The sequence below is a fragment of the Ardenticatenales bacterium genome (assembly GCA_020634515.1).
GTDB lineage: Bacteria > Chloroflexota > Anaerolineae > Promineifilales > Promineifilaceae > JAGVTM01.
Genome location: JACKBL010000003.1, coordinates 207,208 through 233,580 on the forward strand (window position 1 = coordinate 207,208; position 26,373 = coordinate 233,580).

Consider the following 26,373-nt stretch of genomic DNA (forward strand, 5'->3'; position numbering starts at 1 on the left):
AATCATGCAGCAAAATCCGTGGTCTGCAATCGAACGAGCAGCCACGAAATCTTGAGGAGAAGAGACATGCTTAAACGAATGCGAATTCTGGTAATTATCATTCTTTTGCTGGGTGTTATGGTTGCGTGCAGCAGCCCGGCGGCGGAACCAACCGCCACACCCGCGCCGGTTCCCACGGAAGCCCCCATGGAAGAGCCAACGGAAGCCCCTATGGAAGAGCCGACGGAAGCGCCCATGGAAGAACCCACGGAAGCCCCCATGGAAGAACCCACGGAAGCGCCGACCGAGGAACCGATGATGGACACCTCCACGATGACCATCGCGGAAATCGCCGCGGCGGATCCGGAATTCTCCATGCTGGCGGAAGCGGTGACGGCGGCGGGCCTGGCGGATACGCTCGGCGGCGGCGAATTCACCGTGTTCGCGCCGACCAACGCTGCTTTTGAGGCGATGGGCGGGGCCGCCGCGGATGCCGACACCCTGCTCTACCATGTGGTGGCCGGCACAGTGACCTCCGCTGATGTGGTCGGCTTGAGCTACGCGCCGACGATGCTGGAAGGCCGCAACCTCAGCATTGACGTGCGCGATGGCGGCGTGGTGATCAATGGTGAGGCGAATGTGGTGATGGCGGATGTGCCGGCATCTAACGGCATCATCCACGTCATCGATCACGTCCTCACGCCCCGCACCCTCACCTTCTATCACTTTGGCGACCTGTCTGGTCCGCTTGCCGGCATCACCGCCCCCCTCGTCACCGGTTTCAACGACGCCGTCGCCGCCGCCAACGCCGGTCGTGGCATCTATGGGGCCACCATCAACCTGGAATTCACCGACACCCAGAGCAGCGTGGACGCCGCCGTGGCCGCCTATGACCGCTACACCAGCGAAGACGACAACGTCCTCATGATGTTCACCTACGGCTCCGGTGACGGCGAAGCCCTGGCCAGCCGCTTCCGCGAAGACAAAATCCCCAACCTGGCCGCCGGCCTCAGCTCGGTCGCCTTCTACGGCCCCGATTCCGGCTACACCTTCGGCTATGCCCCCATCTACCCCGAACAGTTCGGCCTCTTCCTGGACTACATCGCGGCCAACTGGGACGCGGTGAAACCGGCGGGCGCCGGGGACGAAATCAACCTGGCCTACATCAGTTGGCCCACCGCCTACGGGCAGGGCGCGCTCACGCCGGAAAGCCGCGCTTACGCGGAATCCCTGGGCGTGACCATTGTCGCCGAGGAACTGATCGATCCCACCCCCACCGCGGATGCCTCGACGGCCATCCTCAACGCGCAGGCCGCGGGGGCCAACGTCATCTACACGAATACGCTGGCCTTTGGTCCCGCCTCCATCCTCAATGCGTTGGGCGTGCTGGGTCTGCGCCAAAGCTTCCTGGTGGGCGCGAATAACTGGGCCATGGACCTGGCGACGTATGCTTACCTGAGCGACCCGACGCTGGCCGTGGGCATGATCTCCGCCTTCCCCTATCTGTGGTGGACGGACCAGGATAATGCCGGCATCCAGTACATCAGCAAAGTCTTCACCGAAAACGAGCGCCCACCCGAACTACAATCCGTGGGCTACCTCCTCACCTTCGCCGGCGTGGACCTGGCCGTCAAAGCAGCCGAAAAAGCTATTGACGAAAATGGTTGGGCCAATCTTTCCGGCGAAACCATCACGCAAGGCCTGATTGACCTCGGTCAGTACAACGTGTTGGACGGCGTCTTCATCGTAGACTTCAGCAACAACAACCGCTCCCCGCGCATGGCCCAGATTCGCCAGATTCAGGGCGGCCCGGATGCGTTTGTCGTGCTGCAAGACTTCACCGAAGCCCCATCGCTGCGTCCCGCCGAGACCTTTGAACTGCCGTAATCTGTGTGTGTACCTTCCTGGAAGCGGTGAGCTTCCAGGAAGGTCGTGTATGTGTGAGTCTTCCTGAAAACTGTGAGCTTCCAGGAAGGTCGTATGTGTGTATGTACCTTCCTGGAAGCTGCGAGCTTCCAGGAAGGTTGCTGGACCAGGCCCATGCTAAAAATCAACAACATCGAAGTCATCTACAGCGACGTTATCCTCGTGCTACGCGGCGTCTCCCTGGAAGTGGGCGAGGGGCAGATTGTGTCCCTCTTGGGGGCCAATGGCGCAGGCAAAACAACGACGTTGAAGGCTATTTCGGGCCTGCTGCTGCGCGAAGATGGCGCAGTGACGCGGGGCAGCATTGAATTCGAGGGGCAGCGGTTGGATAAAATGCCGGCGGAAGAAATCTCCCGCCTGGGCATCGTCCAGGTCCTTGAAGGTCGCCGCCTATTCCAACACCTCACCGCCGAAGAAAACCTGCGCACCGGCGCCCTCGTCCACCGCATCAGCGGCAGCGAAATAAGCCGCCGCCTGGACGAGGTCTACCACCACTTTCCCCTGCTGCAAAAATTGCGCCACAAAACGGCGGGCTACCTCTCCGGCGGCGAACAGCAGATGGTCGCCATTGGCCGCGCCCTCATGTCCAAACCCCGCCTCATGTTGCTGGACGAACCCTCTCTAGGGCTGGCCCCTCTCCTGGTGCAGGAAATCTTCGAGATCATACGCAACGTCAACGCCGAATCAGGCGTTTCCATGCTGGTCGTAGAACAAAACGCCAGCATCGCCCTGCGCACGTCCGAATACGCCTATGTCATGGAAACGGGCCGCATCGTCCTCGACGGCGCTTCCGCCCAACTCGCCCAAAACGCGGACATCAAGGAGTTCTATCTGGGCCTCACTCAGTTGGGCGAACGCAAGAGCTACCGTGAAGTCAAGCATTACAAACGGCGCAAGCGGTGGTTGGGATAACGATTTTGATTCACGTCAACAGGACGCACTTACGCGAAGTGCCAGGTGGAGAGAAAACATGAACGGGTTGGATGAACGGATTGCGGCATTGGTGGCGGCAGCGTACCAAAATACGCCTTTGATGCGGCGGCGGCTGGATGAGGCCGGGCTTTCTGCCCATGACATCCGCACGGTTGCCGATCTCAGCCGCATTCCCGTGCTGCCCAAAGACGAAGTCGTGGCCCTGCAGCAGGCCGACCCACCCTTCGGCGGCATGTTGGGCGTGCCCATGAGCCAGGTGCGCCACATCTTCTTCTCTCCCGGCCCGATTTACGAACCGGATGCGGGGGATGATGATTCGCTCGTGGGCATGGCGCGTCTGGCGCTGGCGCAAAGCGGTTTTACGCCGGATGACGTGGTATTGAATACGCTTTCGTATCATCTTGTGCCGGCAGGTCTCCTGCTGGATCAGGCGCTCGTTTCCCTGGGCTGCACCGTCGTCCCCGGCGGCATCGGCAACAGCGATTTGCAGCTCAAAATGATGGCCGACCTGGGCGTAACCGGTTACGTGGGCACGCCCAGCTTCCTCAGCGCCCTGCTGCAAAAAACGGCGGAAATGGGGCACGACTTCGCCGGCCAGTACCAACTGCGCAAAGCGTTCCTCACTGCCGAACCCCTCTCCGCCGCCGCCCGCCAGACCTTCACGGAAACCTACAACCTCACCGTGGGCAATGCGTATGCCACCGCCGAGCTTGGCTTCCTGGCGCTGAACACGGAAGGGGGGCTGGCCATGCGCCTGCTGCCGGAACCCATTATCCAGATCGTGGACCCGGAAACGGGCGACAACGTGGGCGCGGGCGAAGTGGGCGAAGTGGTGGTGACGAATTTCAGCCACGCTTACCCGCTCATCCGCCTGGGCACGGGGGATATGGCCGTCAATGTGGACCCCAATCCGGGGGCCAGCAGTCAGGCGGAGCGGTCAATCATGTTGGTGGGCCGCCGGGGGGAGGCGGTGAAGATTCGGGGGATGTTTGTGCATCCGAATCAGCTTCGTTTTGCGGCGGCGCAGGTGGGGTATTATGCCGGCATTCAAGGCATCGTCACCCGTCCTGATTCGCGCGATCATTTTCTCGTCCGCGTCGTGGGAACCGGCGACGAAGCAGTCGCCGCCCACCTGCAAGAAGCCATTCGCCAGGTCTGCCGCGTCCGTGTGGATGAAGTCCAATTCGTCACCGCCATCGACGGTCCCGGCATGATAGATCGGCGACACTGGGACTGATCTCCCCCTCCTTTTCCGCATCCCCACACAAAGACGGCGCACTTCCCCGCGCGCCATATCCCCCTGCTTTCTTTTGCTTTGCCCGCGATTGCCCTATAATACCCGCCGTGCTCGTGCGGCAGGTGCAACACACTGGCCATGGCACCACACACAAGAATGCCGTTTTGTAAATGCGTCACCCCGCTGACGGTACAATAGTCACACCCTGGAACAAGAATAGATGAAACTATCCGTCATAATCCCCGTCTACAACGAAGACGCAACCATCGTCGAACTGCTGCGCCGCGTCCACGCCGTCCCCGTGGAAAAAGAGATCATCGTTGTAGACGATGGTTCCCAAAACAGCGTCGCGCCACACATCCAGGCCGCCAATATCCCCGAACTTCGCTTTTTCCAACACGCGATCAATCAAGGTAAAGGCGCGGCCATTCGTACCGGCCTGAGTCATGTCACCGGTGATGTCGTTATCATCCAGGATGCTGACTTCGAATACTTCCCTGAAGATTACATCGACCTGATGCGCGTCTACCAGGAAAAAGGAGCGCAAGCCGTCTATGGCGTGCGTGACCTCAGCCACCGCACCCGCATCATGCGTTGGGGCAACTACTTCGTCACCTGGGTCGCCAACCTCCTCTACGGCAGCAAACTGGCGGACATGGAAACCTGCTACAAGCTGATTGACGCCCAACTGATTCAATCCCTGCAACTGGAGAGCAGCCGCTTTGAAATCGAAGCGGAGATCAGCGCCAAACTCCTACGCGCCCACGTCAAAATCGTAGAAACACCCATCCGCTACCAACACCGCAAAGAAGGCAAAAAACTCACCCCCCTGGATGGCTTTCCCACCGTTCTCTGGTTGCTCAAATGCCGCTTCTGGCAGCCCTGACAGCCAAAGAAACAGCGTTTCTTCCCGAAAGCTGTTTTGAACCGCACGAAACGCCACCGATTTGTCACGGAATTGTCCCTCGTGGTAGAATTCTGCCCTGATCTTCCATCCATGCGCCACGGTCCGCCGCTGCGCCATCCTCCCCACACTTGCAACGGAAACCGCCCATGATTGCCAACACCGCCGCTACCCTGCGCCAAAATATCCAAAAAGTGATCGTCGGCAAGGACAAAGTCATTGACCTGGCCTTGATCGCCCTCCTCTGCGAAGGGCACGTGCTGCTGGAAGACGTGCCGGGCACAGGCAAGACGATGCTGGCGAAAACGGTCGCCGCCTCGCTTGGCTGCCGCTTTCGCCGCATCCAATTCACCCCCGACCTGCTCCCCTCCGATGTGACCGGCATTTACTACTACAACCAGCGGGAGCAGGAATTTGAGTTTCGGGCCGGCCCCATCTTCGCGGAAATCCTGCTGGCGGACGAAATCAACCGCGCCACGCCACGCACGCAGTCGGCGCTGCTGGAAGCGATGCAGGAGCGACAGGTCACGGTGGACATTGCCACCCACCGCCTGCCCCGCCCCTTCCTGGTGCTGGCAACGCAGAACCCCATTGAACTGGAAGGCACGTTTCCCCTCCCGGAGGCGCAACTGGACCGCTTCTTAATGAAAGTGTTCATGGGGTATCCCACCGTAGAGCAAGAAAACGAGATTGTGCTGCGCTTTGAGCGCAGCGATCCGCTGGAAACATTGTCCAGCGTGGTGGAACCGGCGGAAATTCTGGCGATGCAGGAGGAGGTGCGCGCCGTGCGCGTGGAAACGTCGGTGCGCAACTACATCGTGAACATTTGCCGCACCACCCGCTCGCACCCTGACATTGAATTGGGAGCCAGCCCACGCGCTACAATGGCCCTCTACCGCACCTGCCAGGCGCGCGCGGCCATCGAAGGGCGCGATTTCGTCATTCCCGACGACGTGAAGTACATGGCTCCCTTCGTCCTTACCCATCGCCTGATGGTCAATCCCCAAACGCGCCTGCGCGGTCGCCAACCAGAGGAAATCATCCAGGACGTGGTGAACACTGTCCCGGTTCCTGTTGAGCGGTAGATAGCAGAATGCCGGCAACTATTCACGACCACCTTCCCGGAAGCTGTTTTGACGCCAAATGATCTGAATCATGCGGCGTGTTGAGCTTGAAATCGAGCTTCCGGGAAGATCGAATAGATACAATGCCGGCACTATTACGACAACAGGGACCAGCTCCGCGACAATGCGGTTACAGTTTAGAAAATGCAAAAAAAACATATACGCTTAATTTGCCTGACATCATTTCTGCTCCTCTCTTCGTTTCTCGTGAACTGTAGCGCGTCCGTGCAACCCGACATCACACCACCTGAAGAGCCAAACATACTGTTGATAACCATTGATGATCTGGCTACCAGACCGATGGGACTCTATGGCGGACAGGCGTCAACCCCGAACCTGGACTCTATCGCAGCCGAGGGGACCTTATTCGTGGATGCTCATACCAGCGCCGCCCTGTGTAATCCCGCGCGCATCAGTATGCTCACCGGTCTGCGCCCCTCATCCACAAACATAACGGGAAACAGCAGCGACGAAAAAGCATGGCGTGACTATCTGGCGAATCCTGACAATGTGGCTTACCAGAATTATGGGGACGGCATCCACGACATTAAAACCATCTTCGAGCTTTTCGTGCAAAAGGGTTATTTTGTCGCCAATAGCGGGAAAACGTTTCACAGTGGCGATCAACAAAATGCCGAGCCGTGGTGGAACGCCAACTATAACGCCGCGTTCATGGTAGAAGCACTCAACGCGCCCGTGAATGGGCTAACAGAGTACTATGAATCTCGAAACCAGGATTGGGGTTCTATCGAGGACGTTCTTTCCCCGCGGCAACAATACTATCAAGAATCGGACATGACCGATTACAAGGTCGGGCGGAATGCGCTTTCCATCATCCAATCAATGCCTGACACTAAACCCTTTTTTGTCAGCGTCGGATTCACTTTGCCGCACTCACCCCGTTATATTCCGACTCGAATCCTGAACCAATATCCTTTGGAGCGCATCAAGTTGCCGGCAATAGCGAATGATGATTTGGACGATATACCCACAACTGGCTACAACATCGCTTCTAATAGCGGTAATTACTATGACAAAACGTACATTTTTGATAATGATACGGAGTGGCGACAGATGGTCGCCCATTACCTGGCATCTATCACCTACGTTGATGAGCAAATCGGCCTGGTAATGGATGCGCTGGACCAGCGTCATCTTCTCGACAACACAATTATCATTGTCTGGAGTGATCAGGGGTATCACCTGGGGGAGAAGTACCATCTCGGCAAATACACACTATGGGAAGAAACAACACAAATGGCGTTGATCATCAAGGCCCCCGGCATCACCACGCCAGGCAGTACGGTGTCCACGCCTGTTTCATCGATGGATTTGTTCCCCACGATTTCAGCCTTAGCCGGTCTACCGCCGCCCACCGATTTTCCCCGCGATGGTCGTAGTCTGATGCCATTATTGCAGGACCCAGACGCCTACTGGCCCTGGCCGGTTGTCACATTTCTGGATAATTCAGACATGGTCGGCACCAATCGGGTGTCCATCAGGACACAAGATTGGGCTTACATTCGATATGATCTTGATAATCCGGGCACGCCCCGCGAAGAAGAATTGTATGCTCGCGTCAAAGACCCTTTTGAATGGCACAATTTGCTAACGGCAAATACCCCCGTTACAGTAACGCACGTTGTCACTGAACTGGAGTCAATCCTTTTGGGACAATTGCTGCCTGATACGGCCCCGAATGCCGGCATGCAAGCAATCCGTGCGCCTCTACAACAAAACATTCAAATTCAATTAACCGGGGAAGATGCAAACCTGGATTACCTGCTCTTCGAAATCACCGACCTACCCGCGCACGGCCAACTTTTTGAAACGACTGACGGCGTGAACATAGGAAAAGAAATCATGGCCGGCGACCGGATCATTCCCGTCGTTCCTGGTTGGTCTGTATCCATTATCTATGTCCCAACTGACGTAACCTTAGAAGACAGCTTTGAATTCAGCGTGAGTGATGGCACCAGTCAAGCAGAAGCGACAGTCAATATCGCTTTTACTTTTGATGACAGCGTGTTTCTCCCTCTGTTTCCTGTTCAGAAGTAAGCTATGCGATCAGCAAGAGACGACTTTCGTTTTTTACACTGGATGCTCGTTACCGAACAAACACGCACATTCTCGAGAATGCGACGGATTGATAGGACACGCTTGCGCGCGCTATGAATAATCTGGAAAACGTCCAACTGGTTGTGCAGGAAAAACAACCAGACCGCACACGTGAAGCGCGCAAGCAAATGGCGCGGAACCTGATGCGTGGCAAGCTGCCGACGCTGGAGGAAACGGCGGAGGCGCGCGGGCTGGTGGTGCGGGAACGAGACAACAGCATTTTTAGCGACGCCTGGGTTCCACTGGCGGTCGTTTTCCTGATAGCGGGGTTTACTCTGGGACGAAATACAGCGGCGTTGGCGTTAGGGGCGGCGCTGCTGTTGGTGGTGTGGGTAAGTACGTGGTGGAAGAATAACGCGCTGATCAACGTGACGTATGAGCGGCATTTTGACCGCACGCATGTGTTTCCGGGCGAACCGGTGGAGATGACGCTGCATATCCTGAACCAGAAGACGCTGCCGCTGACGTGGCTGCAATTCCAGGATGACATGCCGATTGCGCCGGAGGAGGCGAGTTCGCTTTCCAAAGTGCAGGGGGAGACAACGGGGCGGTATGTGCTGCAAAATACGTTTTCCATGGCCGGGCATGAACGCAAAAAACGTACGTTTACGCTGATGTTTGGGCAGCGCGGCTTTAAGCAGTTGGGACCGGTACGCTACAATTCGGGTGACATATTTACGTTGTTCACGACGCAGCAGATGCGGGATTATCGGGATACGCTGGTGGTTTACCCGCAAATATGGTCGCTGACGGAGTTGGGATTGCCGGCAAAAGAACTCTTCGGCCCTCTCACCACACGCCATAGCCTGTTTACCGACCCCATCAAAACGCAGGGCATCCGCGACTACCATCCGCAGGACCGCTTCCGCGACGTGCATTGGAAAGCAACCGCCCGCCGTGGTAGCTTGCAAACAAAGGTGTACGATCCATCCACGGGCATGACCGTGGTGATCTTCTTGAACGTGGCGACGATGCCCAAGCATTGGCAGGGGCATTTTCCCGCGCTGCTGGAGCGCGCGGTGAGCGTGGCCGGCTCCATCGCCAGCTTCGCCAGCGAACAAAAGTGGGGGCTGGGACTCTACGCGAATGGCTCCGTGCCCAAGTCGGATCAGCCGATCCGCGTCCCGCCGGGGCGCGCGCCGGAGCAGTTAATGCACGTGCTGGAGGCGCTGGCGGCGGTGACAGAGTTTGCCACGGGTTCGATTGAACTGTTGATGCAGCGGGAGAGTCCGCGCCTGCCGTGGGCGGCGACGCTGGTGCTGGTGACGGCGGTGCTGACGGAGGAGATGCTGGTAGGGTTGATGCGCCTGAAGGAAGCGGGCAGGCGTATTGCGCTGCTTTATTTGGGGGAGGATGCGCCGTCGTTCCGGTTGGATGGGATTGCGTACTTTCATTTGCCGGGGAGTATGCCGGCATTTCACGCCCCCTCACAGACCGCCACCCTGGACACCATCCCCACCCCCACCGCCATCCCCGACGCGGAAACCATCCGCCACGGCGATCTGGAAGGAGCATAGCGGAGGCTGATGAGCGCCGACAGCAGCACCTGGTCACAACACCCCCCATGGCGCGAGATATGGCGCTATACGCGGCACGAACTGCTCTACCTCGCCTGGGCCGGAGCCGAAGCCGCCCTCGTCGGCTGCCTGGCCGTCGCCTTCACCCCCTGGGCACGCTATTGGCCGATCTACCAACTGGGGCTTCTTCTATTCCTCCTCATCCTCATCCCCTTCAACCTCAGCCGCGTCTTCAATCTCGCCCACGTCTCGCACGGACGGCAGCAGCTCATCCTTATCGGACTGCTCCTGCCCGTGTTGTTCCTGGCTCTAAACCAACTCCTTTACGAAGACACGTCGTTGCTCGGCTTTCGCTGGTTATCCGCCTTCTACGCCCGCCTCACCCAATCGGGCAATCCATTTTGGATTCGGGACGTGACAGTCGTGATCTTCGTAAGCCTGAGCTGGTCGCGGGGCATCGCCCTCATCGGGCGGGAAGTGGACGTAGACCGCCTGGGGCTACGGTTGCGCGTGGGCGCATTGATCCTGGCGCCCATCTTAATTGCGCTGGCGGGCAACCAACAGGCGGCACGGGTGGCTCCCTTTGTGCTGTTGTACATGCTGTCCAGTCTGATCAGCGTGGCGCTGACGCGGGCGGAGGAGATCGAACAGGGAGAGGCGCGCCATGGGCATTCGATGACGGTGCGCTGGTTTGCGGTGGTGGCCATGGCCAGCGGGGTGATTACGTTGAGTGCCGGCATTTTCGCCGCCGCCACCGGCCGCAATGCCCTCCTCTTTCTCCGCAACTGGTTAGGCCCCATCTGGCTGGCCATCGCCTTTGCCGCCACCACCACCCTCGCCGCCATCACCTACGTCGCCCAACCCCTCCTCGCCCTCATCGACTTCGTATTTGCGGCCATCATCTCCCTTGCCCAGGCCATTCGCGCCCTCTTCCCCGGCAGTTTAGCCGCCCAACCTCCCCCCGACACCTCCGGCGACTTGGGCAGCAACACCTTCGATAGCCTGGTCGAATGGCTCACCCAACCCGGCGGCGCGCGCAATTTTGGCAACCTGCGCCTCATTTTCCTCATCCTCATCATCCTCATCATCCTTGCCGCCGCCGTCACCCTCACCAACACCATGGCCCGCCGCCGCCTCAGTTCCCGCGACGATGGCGAACTCTACCTGGAGCCGGTCTTGGGGGAGGAAGGAGGCGGGCGCTTGCGTCGGCTTTGGGGCCGCCTCAGTGGCCGACAGCGGCAACGCGCCGCCGCCTCCATTCGGCGCATCTACCAGCAGATGAGCGATGTGGCCGAGAGCTTCGGCTATCCACGCCTGGAAGCGGAAACACCCTACGAATACCTGACCTCGCTGGCGCGCGTCTGGCCGCAAGCCGCCACCGAAACCCAACTGATCACCCAGGCGTATGTGCGCGTGCGCTACGGCGAAATCCCAGAAACACGCGCGGAACTGGAGCAAATTCTGGCAGCCTGGCGCACCCTACTAAACACACTGCCCGCCGAGGAACAATAACGACGGGCAAATTCGCCCTCATCCGGCCCTGTTCCCCGCTGCCCGTACCATTTTCCTGTCAATTGGACGACCTTCCGGTTTGACATGCAAAAATCGATATGGTAACATGCCCGACAATTAGCCTTACATAATGCCAGAATCCCTGCCTCCAGGCTCATCCTGAGAATTGTTGGGCACCAGCGCCCTGACGACGTTTCCGCTCACAACCCGCGACTCGCCGGCCTCTGTTTTCGGCGGCAGCCTACGAAAGTAGACAAGACAAACTCGCGGCGCTTCTCACCACTGATTACTATCCACTGACCACTATGTTCAAGGAGTTTTAGATGAGATCACGTACTGAAATGATGGTGGATCGCCTGCGCGATTTGCAGGCCAGCACACCCAGCATCGAAGCATCCGCGGTTGTCAGCGTTGACGGGCTGATCATGGCTTCCTCGCTGCCGGCAGGCGTAGACGAAGACCGCATTTCCGCCATGTCCGCCGCGATGCTGTCTCTTGGTGATCGCATCGCCAGCGAATTGGCGCGCGGACAATTGGACCGCGTCTACATCAGCGGCTCCAAAGGAATTATCGTCCTCATGGCTGTCGGCGAAGAGGCCGTACTCACCGTCCTCGCACGCAGCGAAGCCAAACTGGGGTTGATCTTCCTCGACGCCAAGAGAGCGGCGAACGACCTGGCACGCCTGCTTTAGGCAAAGAAACAGGCCCGACTACTGACAGGCGACAATTGAAAAAGTGCCGGCATCGCAACAACTGTGGGGCATGTTATCTTGCATAACATGCCCCACTTCTGTTTTGGGGTACAATAGTTGACTCTACTGAAAAAAGGTCAAAAACCGGGTTTTTACACATGAACCACTCTGGCAATTTCGCCGGACAATCGAAAAACCCGGTTTTTTCAGTGAATGATGTAACCAGCCATTTTTATAGCGTCCTGGCGTGAAATGTGAAGCCTCTTGCCACGTTTCACGTTTTGTTTTTGGGTACAATCCGTCTGGCACAGACCATCTTCACAGTGGGAGAGGAAGAAATCTTATGACCAAATTCATCTTTTTCACGGGAGGCGTCGTCAGTTCCGTAGGCAAAGGCGTCACCGCCGCCGCCCTGGGACGGCTGCTGAAGGCGCGCGGCCTCACCGTCGGCGTGCAAAAACTCGACCCCTACATCAACGTGGACCCCGGCACAATGTCCCCCTACCAGCACGGGGAAGTATTTGTCACCGAAGATGGCGCGGAAACGGACCTCGATCTCGGGCATTATGAGCGCTTCATCGACATCAACCTGAACCAGGTGTCCAACGTGACCACAGGCCGGGTTTACGCGGAAGTGATCGCCAAAGAGCGGCGCGGGGATTATCTGGGCGGCACTATTCAGGTCATTCCGCATATCACCAATGAGATCAAGCGGTGTATGCACCGCGTGGCGGAAAAATCGGAAGCGGATGTGGTGTTAATTGAGGTAGGGGGCACGGTGGGGGACATTGAGAGCCTGCCATTCTTGGAGGCGCTGCGCCAGATGCGCGCCGATCTGGGGCCGGAGAACACGCTCTACGTTCACGTCACCTTCCTCCCCTACATTGGGGCCAGCCGCGAGCTGAAGACGAAACCCACGCAACACAGCGTACGCGAACTGCGCAGCATTGGCATTCAGCCTGACGCGATTATTGCCCGCGCGGATCATCCCATTGAGCAAGAACACATTCGCAAAATTGCGCTCTTCTCCAACGTGCCGGAGAAGGCGGTCATTCCGGCGGTGACGGCGGATATTTTGTATAACATTCCCCTGGAATTGGAGGAAACGGGGCTGGCGGACCTGGTGCTGGAGAAGTTGCGCCTGCCGGCATCTCTCCCTGATCTGGCGGAGTGGCGCAACCTGATTACGCGGCTCACCGCGCCGAAAACAAGCATTCGTATTGGCCTGGTCGGGAAGTACGTGGAACTACACGACGCCTATATGAGTGTGCGGGAGGCTTTGTACCATGCCGGCATTTCCAACAACCGCCAGGTAGAAATCATCTGGATTCACTCCGGTGACCTGGAAAAAGGTAAAGGGTGGGAGCACTTCCCCACCCTGGATGGCGTCGTCGTCCCCGGCGGCTTCGGCTACCGCGGCATTGAAGGCAAAGTGATGGCCGCACGTTGGGCGCGTAAGCACCAGGTCCCCTACCTCGGACTCTGCCTGGGCATGCAAGTCATGTGCATCGAATTCGCCCGTCATCTGCTGCAAAATGACGAACCCAACAGCACCGAATTTGACGCCAACACCGAATACCCCATCATCAGCCTCATGCCCGACCAGCATGAGATGACGGACATGGGCGGAACCATGCGCCTGGGAGCATATCCGTGCCACCTTGTTGCCGGCACAAAAGCCGCCGCCGCCTATCAAGAACCCATCGTGCAGGAACGTCACCGCCATCGGTGGGAGTTCAACAACGCCTTCCGCGCCCTCTTCGAGACCAACGGCATGGTCTTCAGCGGCCTTTCGCCCGATAACCGTCTGGTGGAAATCGCCGAAATGCGCGATCACCCCTTCATGATCGGCAGCCAGTTCCATCCAGAGTTCAAAAGCCGCCCCAATCGCCCCCATCCCCTTTTCCGCGACTTCATCGCCGCGGCCATCGTACACCAGGAAACACGGGGGAACGCCGTTCATCAAAACGGCGCCACGCTCGCCGTCGCCTGATGCGCCCCCACCCTGCCATACACCGCACCTGTAAAAAACTGTACAACCAGATTGCCGTGCACTTGCTTGACAAATCGTGAAATGGGACAGATTTGATCGGTTTTGATGGTTGACAAATATCTAATAGTTTGCAATAATACAAGTGGCTCCCCCCCGAGGTGAAATTTCGTAAGCGCCCGTTTACGGAACACCTCACTTATGGCTCCCCCCGAGGTAATCTGGTAGGCGCCCGCCTACCAGATTACCCACCTCCTCAGGAAACAAAAAGACCCCGCCGGTCGGCGGGGTCTTTTTTTGTTACTCGTCTCCGATTGATTCATTCTCTCTGGACGAGATCACGCGCACAACCCATAAGCCGCCGTTACCGCAACCCCGTCAGGGTGCGGGCAATGACCATGCGCTGGATTTCGCTGGTTCCTTCGTAAATCTCCGTGATTTTGGCGTCGCGGAAGTACCGCTCCAGAGGCATCTCCTTGCTATACCCCATGCCGCCGTGAATCTGGATCGCCTGCGTGGTCACCCACATAGCCGTTTCGCTGGCAAACAGCTTGGCCATACTCGATTCCAACGTGTAGCGACCCCCTGTTTGCTGTGTCGCCTTTTTCGCCAATGCCGCCTGGTATATGAGCAAGCGGCTGGCTTCTACGCGCGTTTTCATGTCCGCCAGTTTCTGCTGGATCATCTGGAACTGGCCGATCTTCTGGCCGAACGCTTCCCGCTCCTGAGCGTAGGCGATGCTGGCTTCCAGGGCGGCCTCGGCGATACCCAGGGCCTGCGCGGCAATGCCGATTCTGCCGGCATCCAGCACCTGCATCGCAATCTTAAACCCATCCCCCTCCTGCCCCAGCCGATTCTCCACCGGGCATTCGTAATTGTCGAACATAATCTCGCTGGTGGCGCTGGCGCGAATACCCAACTTCGGCTCCGTCTTCCCCCGCGCAAAACCGGGACGGTCCGTGTCAATCAGGAACGCCGTAATGCCCCGGTGCTGCTTCTCCGGCTGCGTCATGGTGAACAGGACAATGATGTCCGCGTGGGGGGCGGAAGTGACCCAGGATTTACGCCCGTTGATGATGTAGTGCGTGCCGGCATCATTCAACACGGCGCGGCTCTTCATATTGCCGGCATCGCTGCCGCTCATCGGCTCCGTCAAACTATAAGCCCCAATCTTCTTCCCCGTGGCAATCGGCACCAGATACGCCTGCTTCTGCGCCTCCGTGCCAAACTTCATCAACCCGTGGCACACCAGCGAATTATTCACGGACATAATCGTGCCGTGGCTGGCGTCCGCCTTGCTGATCTCCGTCAACGCCAGCGCATACGCCAGCGCATCCATACCCGCGCCCCCATACGCCTCCGGCACTTCAATCCCCATGAAGCCAAGCTGGCCCATCTGGCGCACCGTTTCCAGGGGAAACTCCCCCGTCTCATCATGATGCTCGGCAATCGGCGCAATCGCTTTCCGCGCAAAATCACGCGCCGCCTGCTGAATCATCTTGTGCTCTTCCGTAATAAAATCAAACATGAACTTCCTCCAAACGTCGTGTGAGATACGGCGGACGCGAAAACCGCCGCGAACAATCAGTGGATTTTACGTCGCCTGCGCCTGGCGCACATACGCCAGCAACGTGCCCAAATCGGCGGGTATCAACTCGATGCCCTCCTGCCAGCGGTAACGCTCCGCCACCCAAAACTTGCCATCCTTGCCCGCCAACACCTCCGAGGGAATCGTTGGCCGCACCGTCGGCTGCGTCATGCGACCGGACAACGAGGTGTCGTACACGTCCGCCGGATCGATGGCGCGAAAATCTCCCGCCGCCATCAACTCCGCCGCCGCCTCCGGGGCGGCAAAGGTGAAGGCAATCAAGCGTTCGTCCCCCTGGCGCAGTTGGCAGGCCAGGCAGAGCCACCGACGCGGTGCGCGCCGCTCGCGCCCGCCACGCGGGTAGGCGTCCAGGGGAAAAGACCAGCAGAGCAGGTCCAGGTTGCGCCGCGTTTGCAAACGGCGTGCGGTTTGCAAATTGACCTGCAACTGGATCGTCTCCCCATCCAGCACGAGGGCGCGCCGGCTGCGCCAAAAACGCTTCAGCAGGCTCTCGCCCGCGTAGGAGAATCCCAAACCAAGCGGCAGCCCGCCCACGCAGGAGATGAGGGTAATGAAGTCGCTTTCGGGGGTGAGGGCATTCAGCAGCACGCGCAGCAGGTAGTAACCGAGCAGGTAGCCCGTTAGCAGTAGTGGCAGGAGGAGCAGGCGAATGCCGGCATGTTCCGGGTCGCCCCAGAGGATGGTAGGATTGTCGGCGGATGGTATCATTACATGCAGATGATAGTCCGCCCAACCCATTCTGACAAGACATTTTGCCGCACAGTTGACCGTTTTTCGCTGGCAGATGCCGGCAACGGCACACCCACCACTTCATTGCGCCACAAGCACGCTCAATAATCGCCGCCACACTTATGGACACATCCTTTTCGCCCACTTCGCCCGCAAGCGACCCGCCCGTCGGCAGCCCCTTCGCCGAACTGGTGATCAACGTCGAAGCCGCCCTGGAAGGCACCTTCCACTACCACGTCCCCCAGGACATGCGCGCCACCCTGCGCGTCGGCCACCTCGTGGAAATCGAATTCGGCAGCCGCCTGGCTCAGGGGCTGATCATCCGCTTCGACAACGTGGCCCCCGTGCCGGAAACCAAGCCCATCATCGCCCTCGTAGACGCCGAACCGGTACTGCGACCGTGGCAAATCGAACTGGCACACTGGCTCAGCGTCTATTACCTGGCCCCCCTGAACGCCTGCGTGCGCCTGATGCTGCCCCCTGGCCTCACCCGCTGGGCGGACATCACCCTGGACGTCAATCCGTGGTGGGATGGCGCGGGCCGCCTGACGGAGGGGCAACAAGCCCTGATCGACCTGCTGCGCGAGCGCGGCGACATGCGTGGGCGGCAAATCCGGCGGGCGCTGCCCAAAGTAAAGTGGGAAACAGCGGCCAATCAACTGGTACGGCGCAATATCCTGATCAAAGGCTCGGTGCTGGATACGCCCCGTATGCGCCCGCGCGAACTGCGCACGGTGGAATTGATCGGCGGGCCACGCCAGATTTGGGCGGCGGCGCGGCAGCTTGGACGGGCCAATAAACAGGCGGACGTTCTCACGTATCTTGGTGACAGCGCGGATCCGCTGCCCAGGGAGGAAGATGTGCTGGCGGCGGCGCAGGCCACGCCCGCGCATGTGGCGAAGCTGGTCGCCGCGGGGTTGGTGCGGCGCCAGGCGGAAACGGTGGTGTGGGTGACTGTCGCGCCGTTGCAAGAAATGCCGGCACAATGGCAAACCCAACTGCAACAACTCCCCACCGCCACCCCCGACATCCCCCCTAACATCCTGGCACAACTCCAGGCGCGCGGCCTCGTCACCCCCATCACCCAACCCGCCACCCTCAGCCTCGCCATGCCCCCCGCTCAAGTGCTGGACCACATCCTCGCCCTCCGCGGCGCGACCATTTACCACGCCATCCTCACCACCCTGTCCCAGGCCGCCCAACCCGTCAGCCTCACCGACCTCTACGCGGCCACAAACGCCAACCTCAACCACCTGCGCCGCCTCGCCCGGCACGACCTCATCCGCTTCGGCTCCATGGAAGTGTGGCGCGACCCCCTCGCCGACCGCGACTTCGTGCCCATGCAGCCCCCGCTGCTCACCAACGACCAGGCGCGCGTTTGGGGCCGCATCAAAATTGCCATGCTCGCCGGCCTGGACGATGATGACGTCGGCGACGAACCGGACGAAAATGAGGCAGACGGGCCGGAATCGGCCGACGAATCACCCGCCGCGCTCCCTTTCCTCCTCCACGGCGTCACCGGCAGCGGCAAAACGGAAATCTACATGCGGGCCATTGACCTGGCCCTCTCCCAGGGGCGGCAGGCCATCGTCCTCGTCCCCGAAATCGCCCTCACACCGCAAACGGTGCGCCGCTTCGCCGCCCGCTTTCCCGGGCGCGTGGCCGTGCTGCACAGCCGCCTCAGCGACGGCGAACGGTACGACACCTGGCGGCGCGCCCGCCAGGGACTATTCGACATCGTCATCGGTCCGCGCAGCGCCCTATTCACCCCCCTGGACAACCTGGGCGTGATCGTGCTGGACGAAGAACACGACAACAGCTACAAGCAAACGCCCCCCGTGCCGCCTCCCTACTACCACGCCCGCGAAACGGCCATCCGGCTGAGCCAAATCGTCGGCGCAACCGTCATCATGGGCAGCGCCACCCCCGACCTGGTCACCTACCACCGCGCTCGCGCCCAAAAATACCAGCTTCTGGAACTCCCCCGCCGCATCATGGGCCATCGCCAGCGCATCAGCGGCCAGGCCGACCGCCTGCACCTCACTTCGCGCTACACGCAGCAAGGTGACGACCCAGACGACGCCCTCACCATTCCCATGCCGCCGGTGCAGATCGTGGACCTGCGCCAGGAACTCCGCAGCGGCAATCGCACCATCTTCAGCCGCGACTTGCAGCGCGCCATCAGCGAGACCCTGGCACGGCGAGAACAGATCATCCTCTTCCTCAACCGTCGCGGCACAGCCACCTTCATCAACTGCCGCGACTGCGGCCTCGTCCTCAACTGCCCCCGCTGCGACATCCCCCTCACCTACCACCGCCCGCACATGCAAATCGTCTGCCACCACTGCGGGCGACGCGAACCCATCCCCGAAACCTGCCCCCGGTGCGGCTCCACGCGCATCAAATACTTCGGCCTGGGCACGGAGGAACTGCAAGAGCGCGTACAACAGGCCTGGCCGATGGCGCGCATCGTGCGTTGGGATCGGGACACGACGGCGGGCAAAGACACGCACGAAACCCTCCTCGCCAACTTCATCAACCAGGAAGCGGACATCCTCGTAGGCACGCAGATGATCGCCAAAGGGCTGGACTTGCCCCTGGTGACGCTGGTCGGCGTCATTTCCGCCGACGTGGCCCTGGGGCTGCCCGACTACCGCAGCGGTGAACGCGCCTTCCAACTGCTGGCGCAAGTAGCCGGGCGCGCCGGGCGCGGCCTCCTCGGCGGGCGCGTCATCGTGCAAACCTACCAGCCGGAACATTACGCCATCCAGGCCGCCGCCGACCACGATTTCGTCAGCTTCTACCTGGAGGAGATCCGCTTCCGCACGCAGCACAGCCTGCCCCCCTTCCGCCGTCTGGCACGGCTGGTCATCGCCGACCCGATCAACGAACGCGCGCAGCGGGAGGCCACCCGCATCGCCCAGGCGTTGCGCCAGGAAGCGCAGGCGCTAGCCCTCAGCGCCACGGAAGTCCTCGGCCCCACGCCCCCCTTCTTCAGCCGCATCAAAGGGCGCTATCGCTGGCAAATCCTCCTCCGCTCCCCCGACCCCACCCGCCTCCTCCGCGCCGTCCCTCTCTCCGCCCAGTGGGTCATTGACATTGACCCCGTCAGCACCCTCTAGCAAATCAAGGACGCCGATCACCACTTTCGCGCGCTGATTTACCAGACCACAGGAATCCCCCATGATCGCGGCGCACCATCATGAATGAAAATGATGTGCCGTCGTAGCCCGATTCTCCAAATCGGGCGGGCGATTTGGAAAAGAGTGTGTTTCATTTCAGGTGACTGCTGCTGGCTGTAGGACAATTCGCTGAATTGTCCTCCGCCGTGAAGGGACAATTTAGGCAAATTGTCCTACGGCGCGGGCAGCCTGAGCAACCTGTTTGAAACACTCTTTGGAAAACCACCCTACATTTTCAGAGGAGACTTCACCGGCTGCCGCCGACCACCTTGAATGAAAATGATGTGCCGTCGTAGCCCGATTCTCCAAATCGGGCCGGCGATTTGGAAAATCGCCCTACATTTTCGAAGGAGACGGCACGCGCCACGACGTACCACCATCTATGACAACATCTTCCCGGAAGCTGCTCCCCAGGGCCATCATCTGTGACTGAGCTTCCGGGAAGATTACTTTCGGAGGAGAATCAGGCCGGTGATGAGAACAACGCCTGTTTTTGCGATCAACTACTTACGTGAAGAGGATGCTGCCGCTGTGCAGCAGGCGGCGGCGCTGTTGGTGGCGGGGTTTGCGGGACATTGGCCGGGCGCCTGGCCGGATATGGCCAGCGCGCTGGCGGAGGTGCGTGAGTGCCTGGCCCCGGAGATGATCTGCCGCGCCGCCCTTGCCGCCGATGGGCGCGTGTTGGGTTGGATCGGCGGGCGACCAGAGTATGATGGCCGTGTGTGGGAGCTGCACCCGCTGGTGGTGGACCCGGCGCAGCAGCGGCAGGGCATCGGGCGAGCGCTGGTGTTGGACCTGGAGGAGCAGGTGCGGCAAAGGGGCGGGCTGACGGTGCTGCTGGGGTCGGATGACGAGGACGGAATGACGACGCTGAGCGGGGTGGATTTATACGCGGATTTGTGGCAGCGAATCGCCCAGATTCGCAACTTGCGCGGCCATCCGTACAGTTTTTACGAGAAGCTGGGGTACGCCATCGTCGGCGTCGTGCCGGACGCCAACGGTTGGGGCAAGCCGGACATCATCATGGCCAAACGCATCGTGTGACTGGCGCATGGGACCCATGGGAGAAACGGCGAATGACCCGTTCTCAAAAGCCGCGGCGTTGACCGATCCAGGGAGGGGGGAGATTTTGCTGGAACTCGGTCACGCTGGGGCCGCGCAGTTGGCGTAAACGCCACGTCCCGTAAAGATAGCTGAGCGCCAGCAAGAGGATGGTTCCAGGCCAGCCGGTGGCCAGGTTGATCACGGCCAGCGCATTGACGTCGCCCTGCTGCCAATATAACCATTGCGTCCACAACCGCAGCGCGAAATATCCCACCCACAGCCAGGTCACTTCCGTGTAGGCGGGGCGCACGCGGGGATGCCAGTACCAGTTCCAGGGCCAGCGGCGGGCGATGAAACTGGTCCAGGCGACCAGGGGGCGCCCCACCAGCAAACTGAGAAACGTGATGAGCAACGTGAGCGCGCCGGAAAGGATGTTGGGCAGGAAAAAACCGGCGGCGCTGCCCACGAGCCGCACCAGGAATAACGCCAGCAGGACGGCAAGGACGCCGCCCAGCGCATACCACACGGGCTGACGCCGCCACAGGCGCAGCCCGCCCAATCCCACGGCCAGCGCCAGGGCAGCGCCCATCGCCGCCTGCGCGCCAAAGAGGCTGTTGACGAGAAGGAAGAGGAGCGGCGGCAGAATCAAATCCAGAAGCGTGCCCCGCTCCCCCAAAACGGTTTTGAATTCCGCCACCAGTTCTTGCAGCTTGTTCATGAGGCGGGGCGGCGGGGGTGCAGCGTCATGCGCATGCCGTAGCGGGGGCGCAGGGTGACGGCGAATTTGAAGGCGACGGGATGGCCGGGTTTGAGGCGTAGTTCGTAATGTTGGGCCATGAGGGCCAGCAGCAGCGTGCCTTCCATCATGGCGAAGTTGTTGCCGATGCAGAGACGGGGGCCGCCGCCAAAGGGCATGAAGGCGAAGCGGTGCCGCCCGTGGCTGTTTTCGGGGGTGAAGCGGTCGGGGTCGAAGGTTTCGGGGTCGGGCCAGAAGTCGGGGTGGCGGTGGATGTTGAGGATGGAGACGGTGAGGAGGGTGCGTGCCGGCATTTTATACCCCCCCAACACCTCATCCACGGGCACAACCCGCGGCACCAGCGGCGCGGGCGGATACAGGCGCAGCGCCTCTTGAAAAACCCGTTCCGTGTAGGATAATGCCGGCACATCCGCCACCGTCGGCACGCGCCCGCCCAGCACCTCATCCACCTCCTCCTGCAAACGGCGCAGCACATGCGGATTCCGCGACAGCGCGTACCACGTCCAGGTAAGCGCATTCGCCGTCGTCTCATGACCCGCCGCGAAAATCGTCGCCACCTCGTTCTGCAACTGCTTATCCGTCATCCCCTCCCCGGTCTCCTCATCCCGCGCCGTCAGCAGCATGTCCAACAAGTCTCCATGCACCTCCGGGTGCGCCCGCCGCTCGTCGATCAGCCCCTCCACCAGGTCCGTGACCAATGCCATCGCCTCCCGGAAGCGACGGTTGGCGGGTGTCGGCCAGCTCAGGGGCGCGTGGAAGGGGTGACGGGCGTGCTGCGAGGCGAATTCTGCTGCTGTGACGATGGCGGGGCCGATTTTGCCGGCATCTCCCCCCACCTCCGCGCTAAACATCGTACGCGTAATAATATCCATCGTCACCCGCATCATCTCGAACGACAGATCAACCTCCCCGCCCACGCCTACCTCCTGCTCCCAACGCGCCAGCATCCGCTCCCCCATCGCCGTCATCGTCTCCGCCATCACGCCCACCTGCCGCCGGTGAAACATCGGCTGCATCATGCGCCGCTGCCGCAACCAGGAATCATGGTCCGCATTCGTCAGCAGCCCATTTCCCAGCAACATCTGCAAGCCCACCGGCTTGCCATCCCGCCGATACGGCTTCAGAAACCGATCTTTCGTGTTCTGTAGCACTTCCTGGGCCAGATCAGGATGAGAAACCACACAGAAATAGCGATTTCCCACGCGATACCGCACCACATCCCCATACTGACGCCACCCGGCCAGCACCGTCTCCAACGGCGCGCGCGCAATATCGAACGTACTCCCTAACAGCGGACGCCCCCTGGGGCCAGGCGGTAGCCGCAACTCCGTATAAACTGCTGTCACAATTAACCACCCTTGACGGGTCCAATTCCCATGAATTGGACCCATCTCTTGCGCCAATCCTATCAAAACAGGCCAACGACCCGTCCATCTTCATCAATATCCACGTTCATGTACGCGGGCTTACTGCCCAGGCCGGGCATCGTGCGCATTTCGCCCAGCAGCGGGTAAATGAAACCCGCGCCCACGGATGCCCGCACCTCGCGCACCGGCACGGTAAAACCGGTCGGCGCGTTCTTCAACGACGGATCGTGGCTGATGCTCAAGTGCGTCTTCGCCATGCAAATCGGCAATCCGCCAAACCCATTCGCCTCATACTGCTTGATCTGCTGCTCCGCCAACGGCTCGTAACTCACATCCGCCGCGCCATAAATCTCGCGGGCGATGGTTTCGATCTTCTGCTTGATAGACACATCCAGCGGATAAAGAAACTCGAAATTCGCCGGTTTTTCGCACGCGGCCACCACTGCCTGCGCCAATTCCCGGGCGCCATCGCCGCCATTCGCCCAATGATCGCTCATGGCCGCCACTTCCGCACCCGCGGATACGGCCATCTGCCGCACCAGCGCCACTTCCGCCGCCGTGTCCGTGTGGAACTTGTTCACCGCCACCACGACGGGCACGCCATAACGACGCGCGTTGCGAATGTGCGCCGCCAGGTTGTCCATACCCTTGCCCAGCAGCTCCAGGTTTTCTTCCGTGTACGCCTTGTCCAGTGGCTTACCGGGCACGACGCGCGGCCCACCGCCGTGCATCTTCAACGCCCGAATCGTCGCCACCAGCACCACGCAGTCTGGAATCAGCCCTGAATAGCGGCACTTGATGTCGAAGAACTTCTCCATGCCAATGTCCGCGCCAAACCCGGACTCCGTGACCACGTAATCCCCCAGATGCAGGGCAATACGGTCGGCCACGATAGAGGAATTGCCGTGCGCGATATTGGCGAACGGCCCCGCATGGACGAAGGCCGCTTGCCCTTCCAACGTCTGCATCAGGTTGGGATGGATGGCGTCCTTCATCAAGACGGTCACGGCTCCCGCCACACCCAGGTCTTCCAGGGTGATCGGCTTCTTGTCCTTGCTGCTAGCGACGACGATGCGTCCGCATCGCTGGCGCAGGTCGCGCAGCGTGGAGCGGTAATCGTGCCCGTCCACCAAAGCCAAAATCGCCATAATCTCGCTGGCGACGGTGATGTCGTACCCTGACTGCCGCGGGCGACCATCCACTTTCGGCCCCAACCCGATGATGATGTTGCGCAGCGCCCGGTCATTCACGTCGATCACGCGGTTCCAGGTGATGCTATAAGGATCGATGTCCAACCGCTTCAGGCCGCTTGCCTCTAGCTGGGCGTCGCTCATGCGGTCTTCGTGATACCAGCGGGCGTCAATCGCCGCGGCCACCAGATTGTGGGCCGCCGTAATGGCGTGAATGTCCCCTGTCAGGTGAAGATTGAAATCTTCCATAGGAATGATCTGGCTGTAGCCGCCGCCGGCCGCCCCGCCCTTGATGCCGAAGGTTGGCCCCTGGCTCGGCTGGCGAATACAGGCAATCGCCTTGTGCCCCAACGCGCCCAATCCCTGCACTAAACCGACCGTCGTCGTGGTTTTCCCTTCGCCCAACGGTGTAGGCGTAATGGCCGTTACGTCGATGTATTTGCCGCGTGGGCGGTCGGCCACTTTTTGCAGCACGTCCAAATGCACTTTGGCTTTGTTGCGTCCAAACAAGATCAGGTCATCTGCCTCCAATCCCAGGTCCGCGGCGATTTCCATGATCGGGCGAACGGTCGCGGCCTGTGCAATCTCCAGGTCAGAAGGGACTGGATGAATTCGATTATGCGTGCTCATTTTTTCTCCTTGATGATAGGAATGTGGGGTCTGATTTTAGCGATTGGGTAACGCCATGTTATGAAACCCTGCTGATTTTTCTCAAGCGATGGCCCCGCACGTATGAAAGACTGGCGATTCTACCTTGAGAACCTGAACAGTTGCAAGTCGGGGTTAATTATACACAGGGAATGTCACCCTGGCAGGGGAAAAGTGCATTCTTGTCAGACGATTGTCGTTTGTTATCCGTGCCGGGTAACTTTCTCAATATTTCGGGGAACCCGCAGCCTGAGCTTGTCGAAGGCCATTGGTTTCGACAGGCTCAACCAACTTCGCCCCACTTTATTGAGAAGATACCATGCCGGCATCAAATGACATTCATCACGCCATACACAACCAAAACATCACTTGTGTTCGCCCCATAAAAGCCAGATCATGTTACCAGGAACAGTCGTGGGATAGCCCTCTCCCCCCCTTCAATTGGAGTATGCGAGTTTGCGAGTACGCGAGTTTGCGAGTACGCGAGTTTGCGAGTCAACTCGCCCCTCGCCCCTCGCCCCTCCCAAGGAAGTCACGTCATGTTGAAAATAAAAGAAGAAACCGTCAACGTTACGGAGCTTCTCGCCAAGGCGCGTAAACCTACGGCGGCGGCGATGAAGTTGCATCCTTTCTATCGGGGCAAAATAGAGACGGCGCTGAAATGCACCGTGCGCGATTTCAATGACTTTGCCATCTGGTATACGCCAGGCGTCGCCGAACCCTGCCGCGCCATCGCCGCCGATCCTGAGAAAGTCTACGACTACACGAACAAGTGGAATACCGTGGCGGTCGTCAGCGATGGCACGCGCGTGTTGGGCTTGGGCGACATCGGCCCGAAGGCCGGTCTACCGGTGATGGAAGGTAAGGCGCTCCTCTACAAGTATCTCGGCGGCGTGGACGCGGTCCCCATTATGCTAGACACCAAGGATCCGGCGCGCATCATTGATGCCGTGTTGATGCTGCAACCTTCGTTTGGCGGTATCAATCTGGAAGACCTCGCCCAACCCAAGTGCTTCCGCATCCTGGACACCCTGCGCGAAAAAGCGGAAATCCCCGTCTGGCACGATGATCAGCAAGGGACGGCCACCGTCACGTTGGCCGGGTTGATGAATGCCCTGAAAGTGGTGGGGAAGCAGAAGGAAGACGTGCGCATTGCTTTTGTTGGCTGTGGCGCGTCTAACGTCGCGTGCGCCCGCCTCATCTTCGCCTGGGGCGTCGACCCTACCCACTGCGTCATGGTGGACAGCAAAGGTATCCTGGGCGACCATCGCCGCGATCTGGCGCTGCGCCGCGCGGAATACGTGGACAAATGGCACTATTGCCAGGTCACTAACGGAGACGGGCGGCAGGGTGGCATTCCCGAGGCGCTCGCGGGCATGGACGTGGTCATTGCCCTATCCAGGCCCGGGCCTGACACCATTTTGCCCGAATGGGTAGCGCGCATGAACGAAGAAGCCATCGTCTTTGCCTGCGCCAACCCCGTGCCGGAAATCTGGCCGTGGGAAGCGCGTGCCGCCGGCGCGCGCATCGTGGCCACGGGCCGCTCCGACTTCCCCAACCAGGTAAACAATTCGCTCGGATTCCCCGGCATTTTCCGTGGCGTCCTGGATGTGCGCGCGCACACCATCACAGATGAGATGTGCTTCGCGGCGGCGCAGGCGTTGGCGACGCAAATTGGGGACCGCCTGGACGACGAACATATCTTGCCGACGATGGATGACTGGGAAGTTTTCCCGCGAGAGGCGGCCGCCGTAGGCATGATGGCGCAGGAGCAGGGCGTCGCCAGATTGACGCGCAGCTACGATGCGCTTTACAACCACGCTACGGCCATGATTGGCCGCTCGCGCGAGTTGACGCGCATGATGATGGACAATGGCTTCATCGCCGAAGCCCCCGCGGACGAAATGTGAGGTAA

General features: G+C 60.0%; 18 protein-coding genes. 13 read left to right on the forward strand and 5 right to left on the reverse strand.

All coding sequences use genetic code 11. From position 1 onward, the window contains the following. Nucleotides 1–66: 66 nt before the first annotated feature. From H6650_09790 to H6650_09835, 10 genes are all read left to right on the forward strand, one after another. Nucleotides 67–1,866 (forward strand): ABC transporter substrate-binding protein, encoded by a 1,800-nt coding sequence (locus H6650_09790; GenBank protein ID MCB8952290.1) that lies wholly within the window; start codon nucleotides 67–69, stop codon nucleotides 1,864–1,866. A 153-nt stretch (nucleotides 1,867–2,019) separates the two neighbouring features. After that, entirely contained in the window at nucleotides 2,020–2,817 is a 798-nt protein-coding gene (locus tag H6650_09795) for an ABC transporter ATP-binding protein (protein MCB8952291.1), read from the forward strand. Between the two features lie 58 nt (nucleotides 2,818–2,875). Continuing rightward, nucleotides 2,876–4,075: an AMP-binding protein gene (locus tag H6650_09800; protein MCB8952292.1), complete on the forward strand. Its 1,200-nt coding sequence runs from the start codon at nucleotides 2,876–2,878 to the stop codon at nucleotides 4,073–4,075. Between the two features lie 220 nt (nucleotides 4,076–4,295). After that, nucleotides 4,296–4,961 carry a glycosyltransferase family 2 protein gene (locus H6650_09805; protein MCB8952293.1) on the forward strand — a complete coding sequence of 222 codons (666 nt, stop codon included), beginning with the start codon at nucleotides 4,296–4,298 and terminating at the stop codon, nucleotides 4,959–4,961. Between the two features lie 167 nt (nucleotides 4,962–5,128). Beyond that, nucleotides 5,129–6,064 carry a MoxR family ATPase gene (locus H6650_09810; GenBank protein ID MCB8952294.1) on the forward strand — a complete coding sequence of 312 codons (936 nt, stop codon included), beginning with the start codon at nucleotides 5,129–5,131 and terminating at the stop codon, nucleotides 6,062–6,064. A gap of 264 nt (nucleotides 6,065–6,328) precedes the next feature. Next, the gene (locus tag H6650_09815; protein ID MCB8952295.1) at nucleotides 6,329–8,161 is read left to right on the forward strand and encodes a sulfatase; all 1,833 of its coding nucleotides are present in this window, start codon (nucleotides 6,329–6,331) and stop codon (nucleotides 8,159–8,161) included. Nucleotides 8,162–8,274: 113 nt separating this feature from the next. Continuing rightward, nucleotides 8,275–9,738: a DUF58 domain-containing protein gene (locus tag H6650_09820; protein ID MCB8952296.1), complete on the forward strand. Its 1,464-nt coding sequence runs from the start codon at nucleotides 8,275–8,277 to the stop codon at nucleotides 9,736–9,738. A gap of 9 nt (nucleotides 9,739–9,747) precedes the next feature. Continuing rightward, nucleotides 9,748–11,250, forward strand: a complete 1,503-nt coding sequence (locus H6650_09825; protein MCB8952297.1) for a DUF4129 domain-containing protein — start codon at nucleotides 9,748–9,750, stop codon at nucleotides 11,248–11,250. Nucleotides 11,251–11,573: 323 nt separating this feature from the next. Beyond that, nucleotides 11,574–11,942 carry a roadblock/LC7 domain-containing protein gene (locus H6650_09830; GenBank protein ID MCB8952298.1) on the forward strand — a complete coding sequence of 123 codons (369 nt, stop codon included), beginning with the start codon at nucleotides 11,574–11,576 and terminating at the stop codon, nucleotides 11,940–11,942. 343 nt (nucleotides 11,943–12,285) lie between these two features. Then, nucleotides 12,286–13,935: a CTP synthase gene (locus tag H6650_09835; GenBank protein MCB8952299.1), complete on the forward strand. Its 1,650-nt coding sequence runs from the start codon at nucleotides 12,286–12,288 to the stop codon at nucleotides 13,933–13,935. A gap of 361 nt (nucleotides 13,936–14,296) precedes the next feature. Here H6650_09835 and H6650_09840 read toward each other — a convergent pair whose 3' ends face one another. Next, on the reverse strand, nucleotides 14,297–15,460 hold the full coding sequence (locus tag H6650_09840; protein ID MCB8952300.1) for an acyl-CoA dehydrogenase family protein: 1,164 nt from the start codon (nucleotides 15,458–15,460) through the stop codon (nucleotides 14,297–14,299). Between the two features lie 66 nt (nucleotides 15,461–15,526). Next, nucleotides 15,527–16,249, reverse strand: a complete 723-nt coding sequence (locus H6650_09845; GenBank protein MCB8952301.1) for a hypothetical protein — start codon at nucleotides 16,247–16,249, stop codon at nucleotides 15,527–15,529. A 143-nt stretch (nucleotides 16,250–16,392) separates the two neighbouring features. Here H6650_09845 and priA point away from each other — a divergent pair, with 143 nt between their 5' ends. Both priA and H6650_09855 read left to right on the forward strand, forming a co-directional pair. Then, a complete protein-coding gene (gene priA / locus H6650_09850; protein ID MCB8952302.1) occupies nucleotides 16,393–19,392 on the forward strand; it encodes a primosomal protein N' in 3,000 nt (999 codons plus the stop codon). Between the two features lie 534 nt (nucleotides 19,393–19,926). Continuing rightward, nucleotides 19,927–20,496, forward strand: coding sequence for a GNAT family N-acetyltransferase (locus H6650_09855; GenBank protein ID MCB8952303.1), 570 nt, complete (start codon nucleotides 19,927–19,929; stop codon nucleotides 20,494–20,496). 43 nt (nucleotides 20,497–20,539) lie between these two features. Here H6650_09855 and H6650_09860 read toward each other — a convergent pair whose 3' ends face one another. From H6650_09860 to H6650_09870, 3 genes are all read right to left on the reverse strand, one after another. Beyond that, the gene (locus tag H6650_09860; GenBank protein MCB8952304.1) at nucleotides 20,540–21,214 is read right to left on the reverse strand and encodes a DUF3159 domain-containing protein; all 675 of its coding nucleotides are present in this window, start codon (nucleotides 21,212–21,214) and stop codon (nucleotides 20,540–20,542) included. Then, a complete protein-coding gene (locus tag H6650_09865) occupies nucleotides 21,211–22,599 on the reverse strand; it encodes a cytochrome P450 (protein ID MCB8952305.1) in 1,389 nt (462 codons plus the stop codon). Before H6650_09865 ends, H6650_09860 begins: the two co-directional genes overlap by 4 nt. Before the next feature lie 62 nt (nucleotides 22,600–22,661). Next, entirely contained in the window at nucleotides 22,662–24,440 is a 1,779-nt protein-coding gene (locus H6650_09870; protein ID MCB8952306.1) for a formate--tetrahydrofolate ligase, read from the reverse strand. Nucleotides 24,441–24,997: 557 nt separating this feature from the next. Here H6650_09870 and H6650_09875 point away from each other — a divergent pair. Further along, complete coding sequence (locus H6650_09875; GenBank protein MCB8952307.1) at nucleotides 24,998–26,368, forward strand: NADP-dependent malic enzyme; 1,371 nt, start codon at nucleotides 24,998–25,000, stop codon at nucleotides 26,366–26,368. The last annotated feature ends 5 nt before the right edge of the window (nucleotides 26,369–26,373 follow it).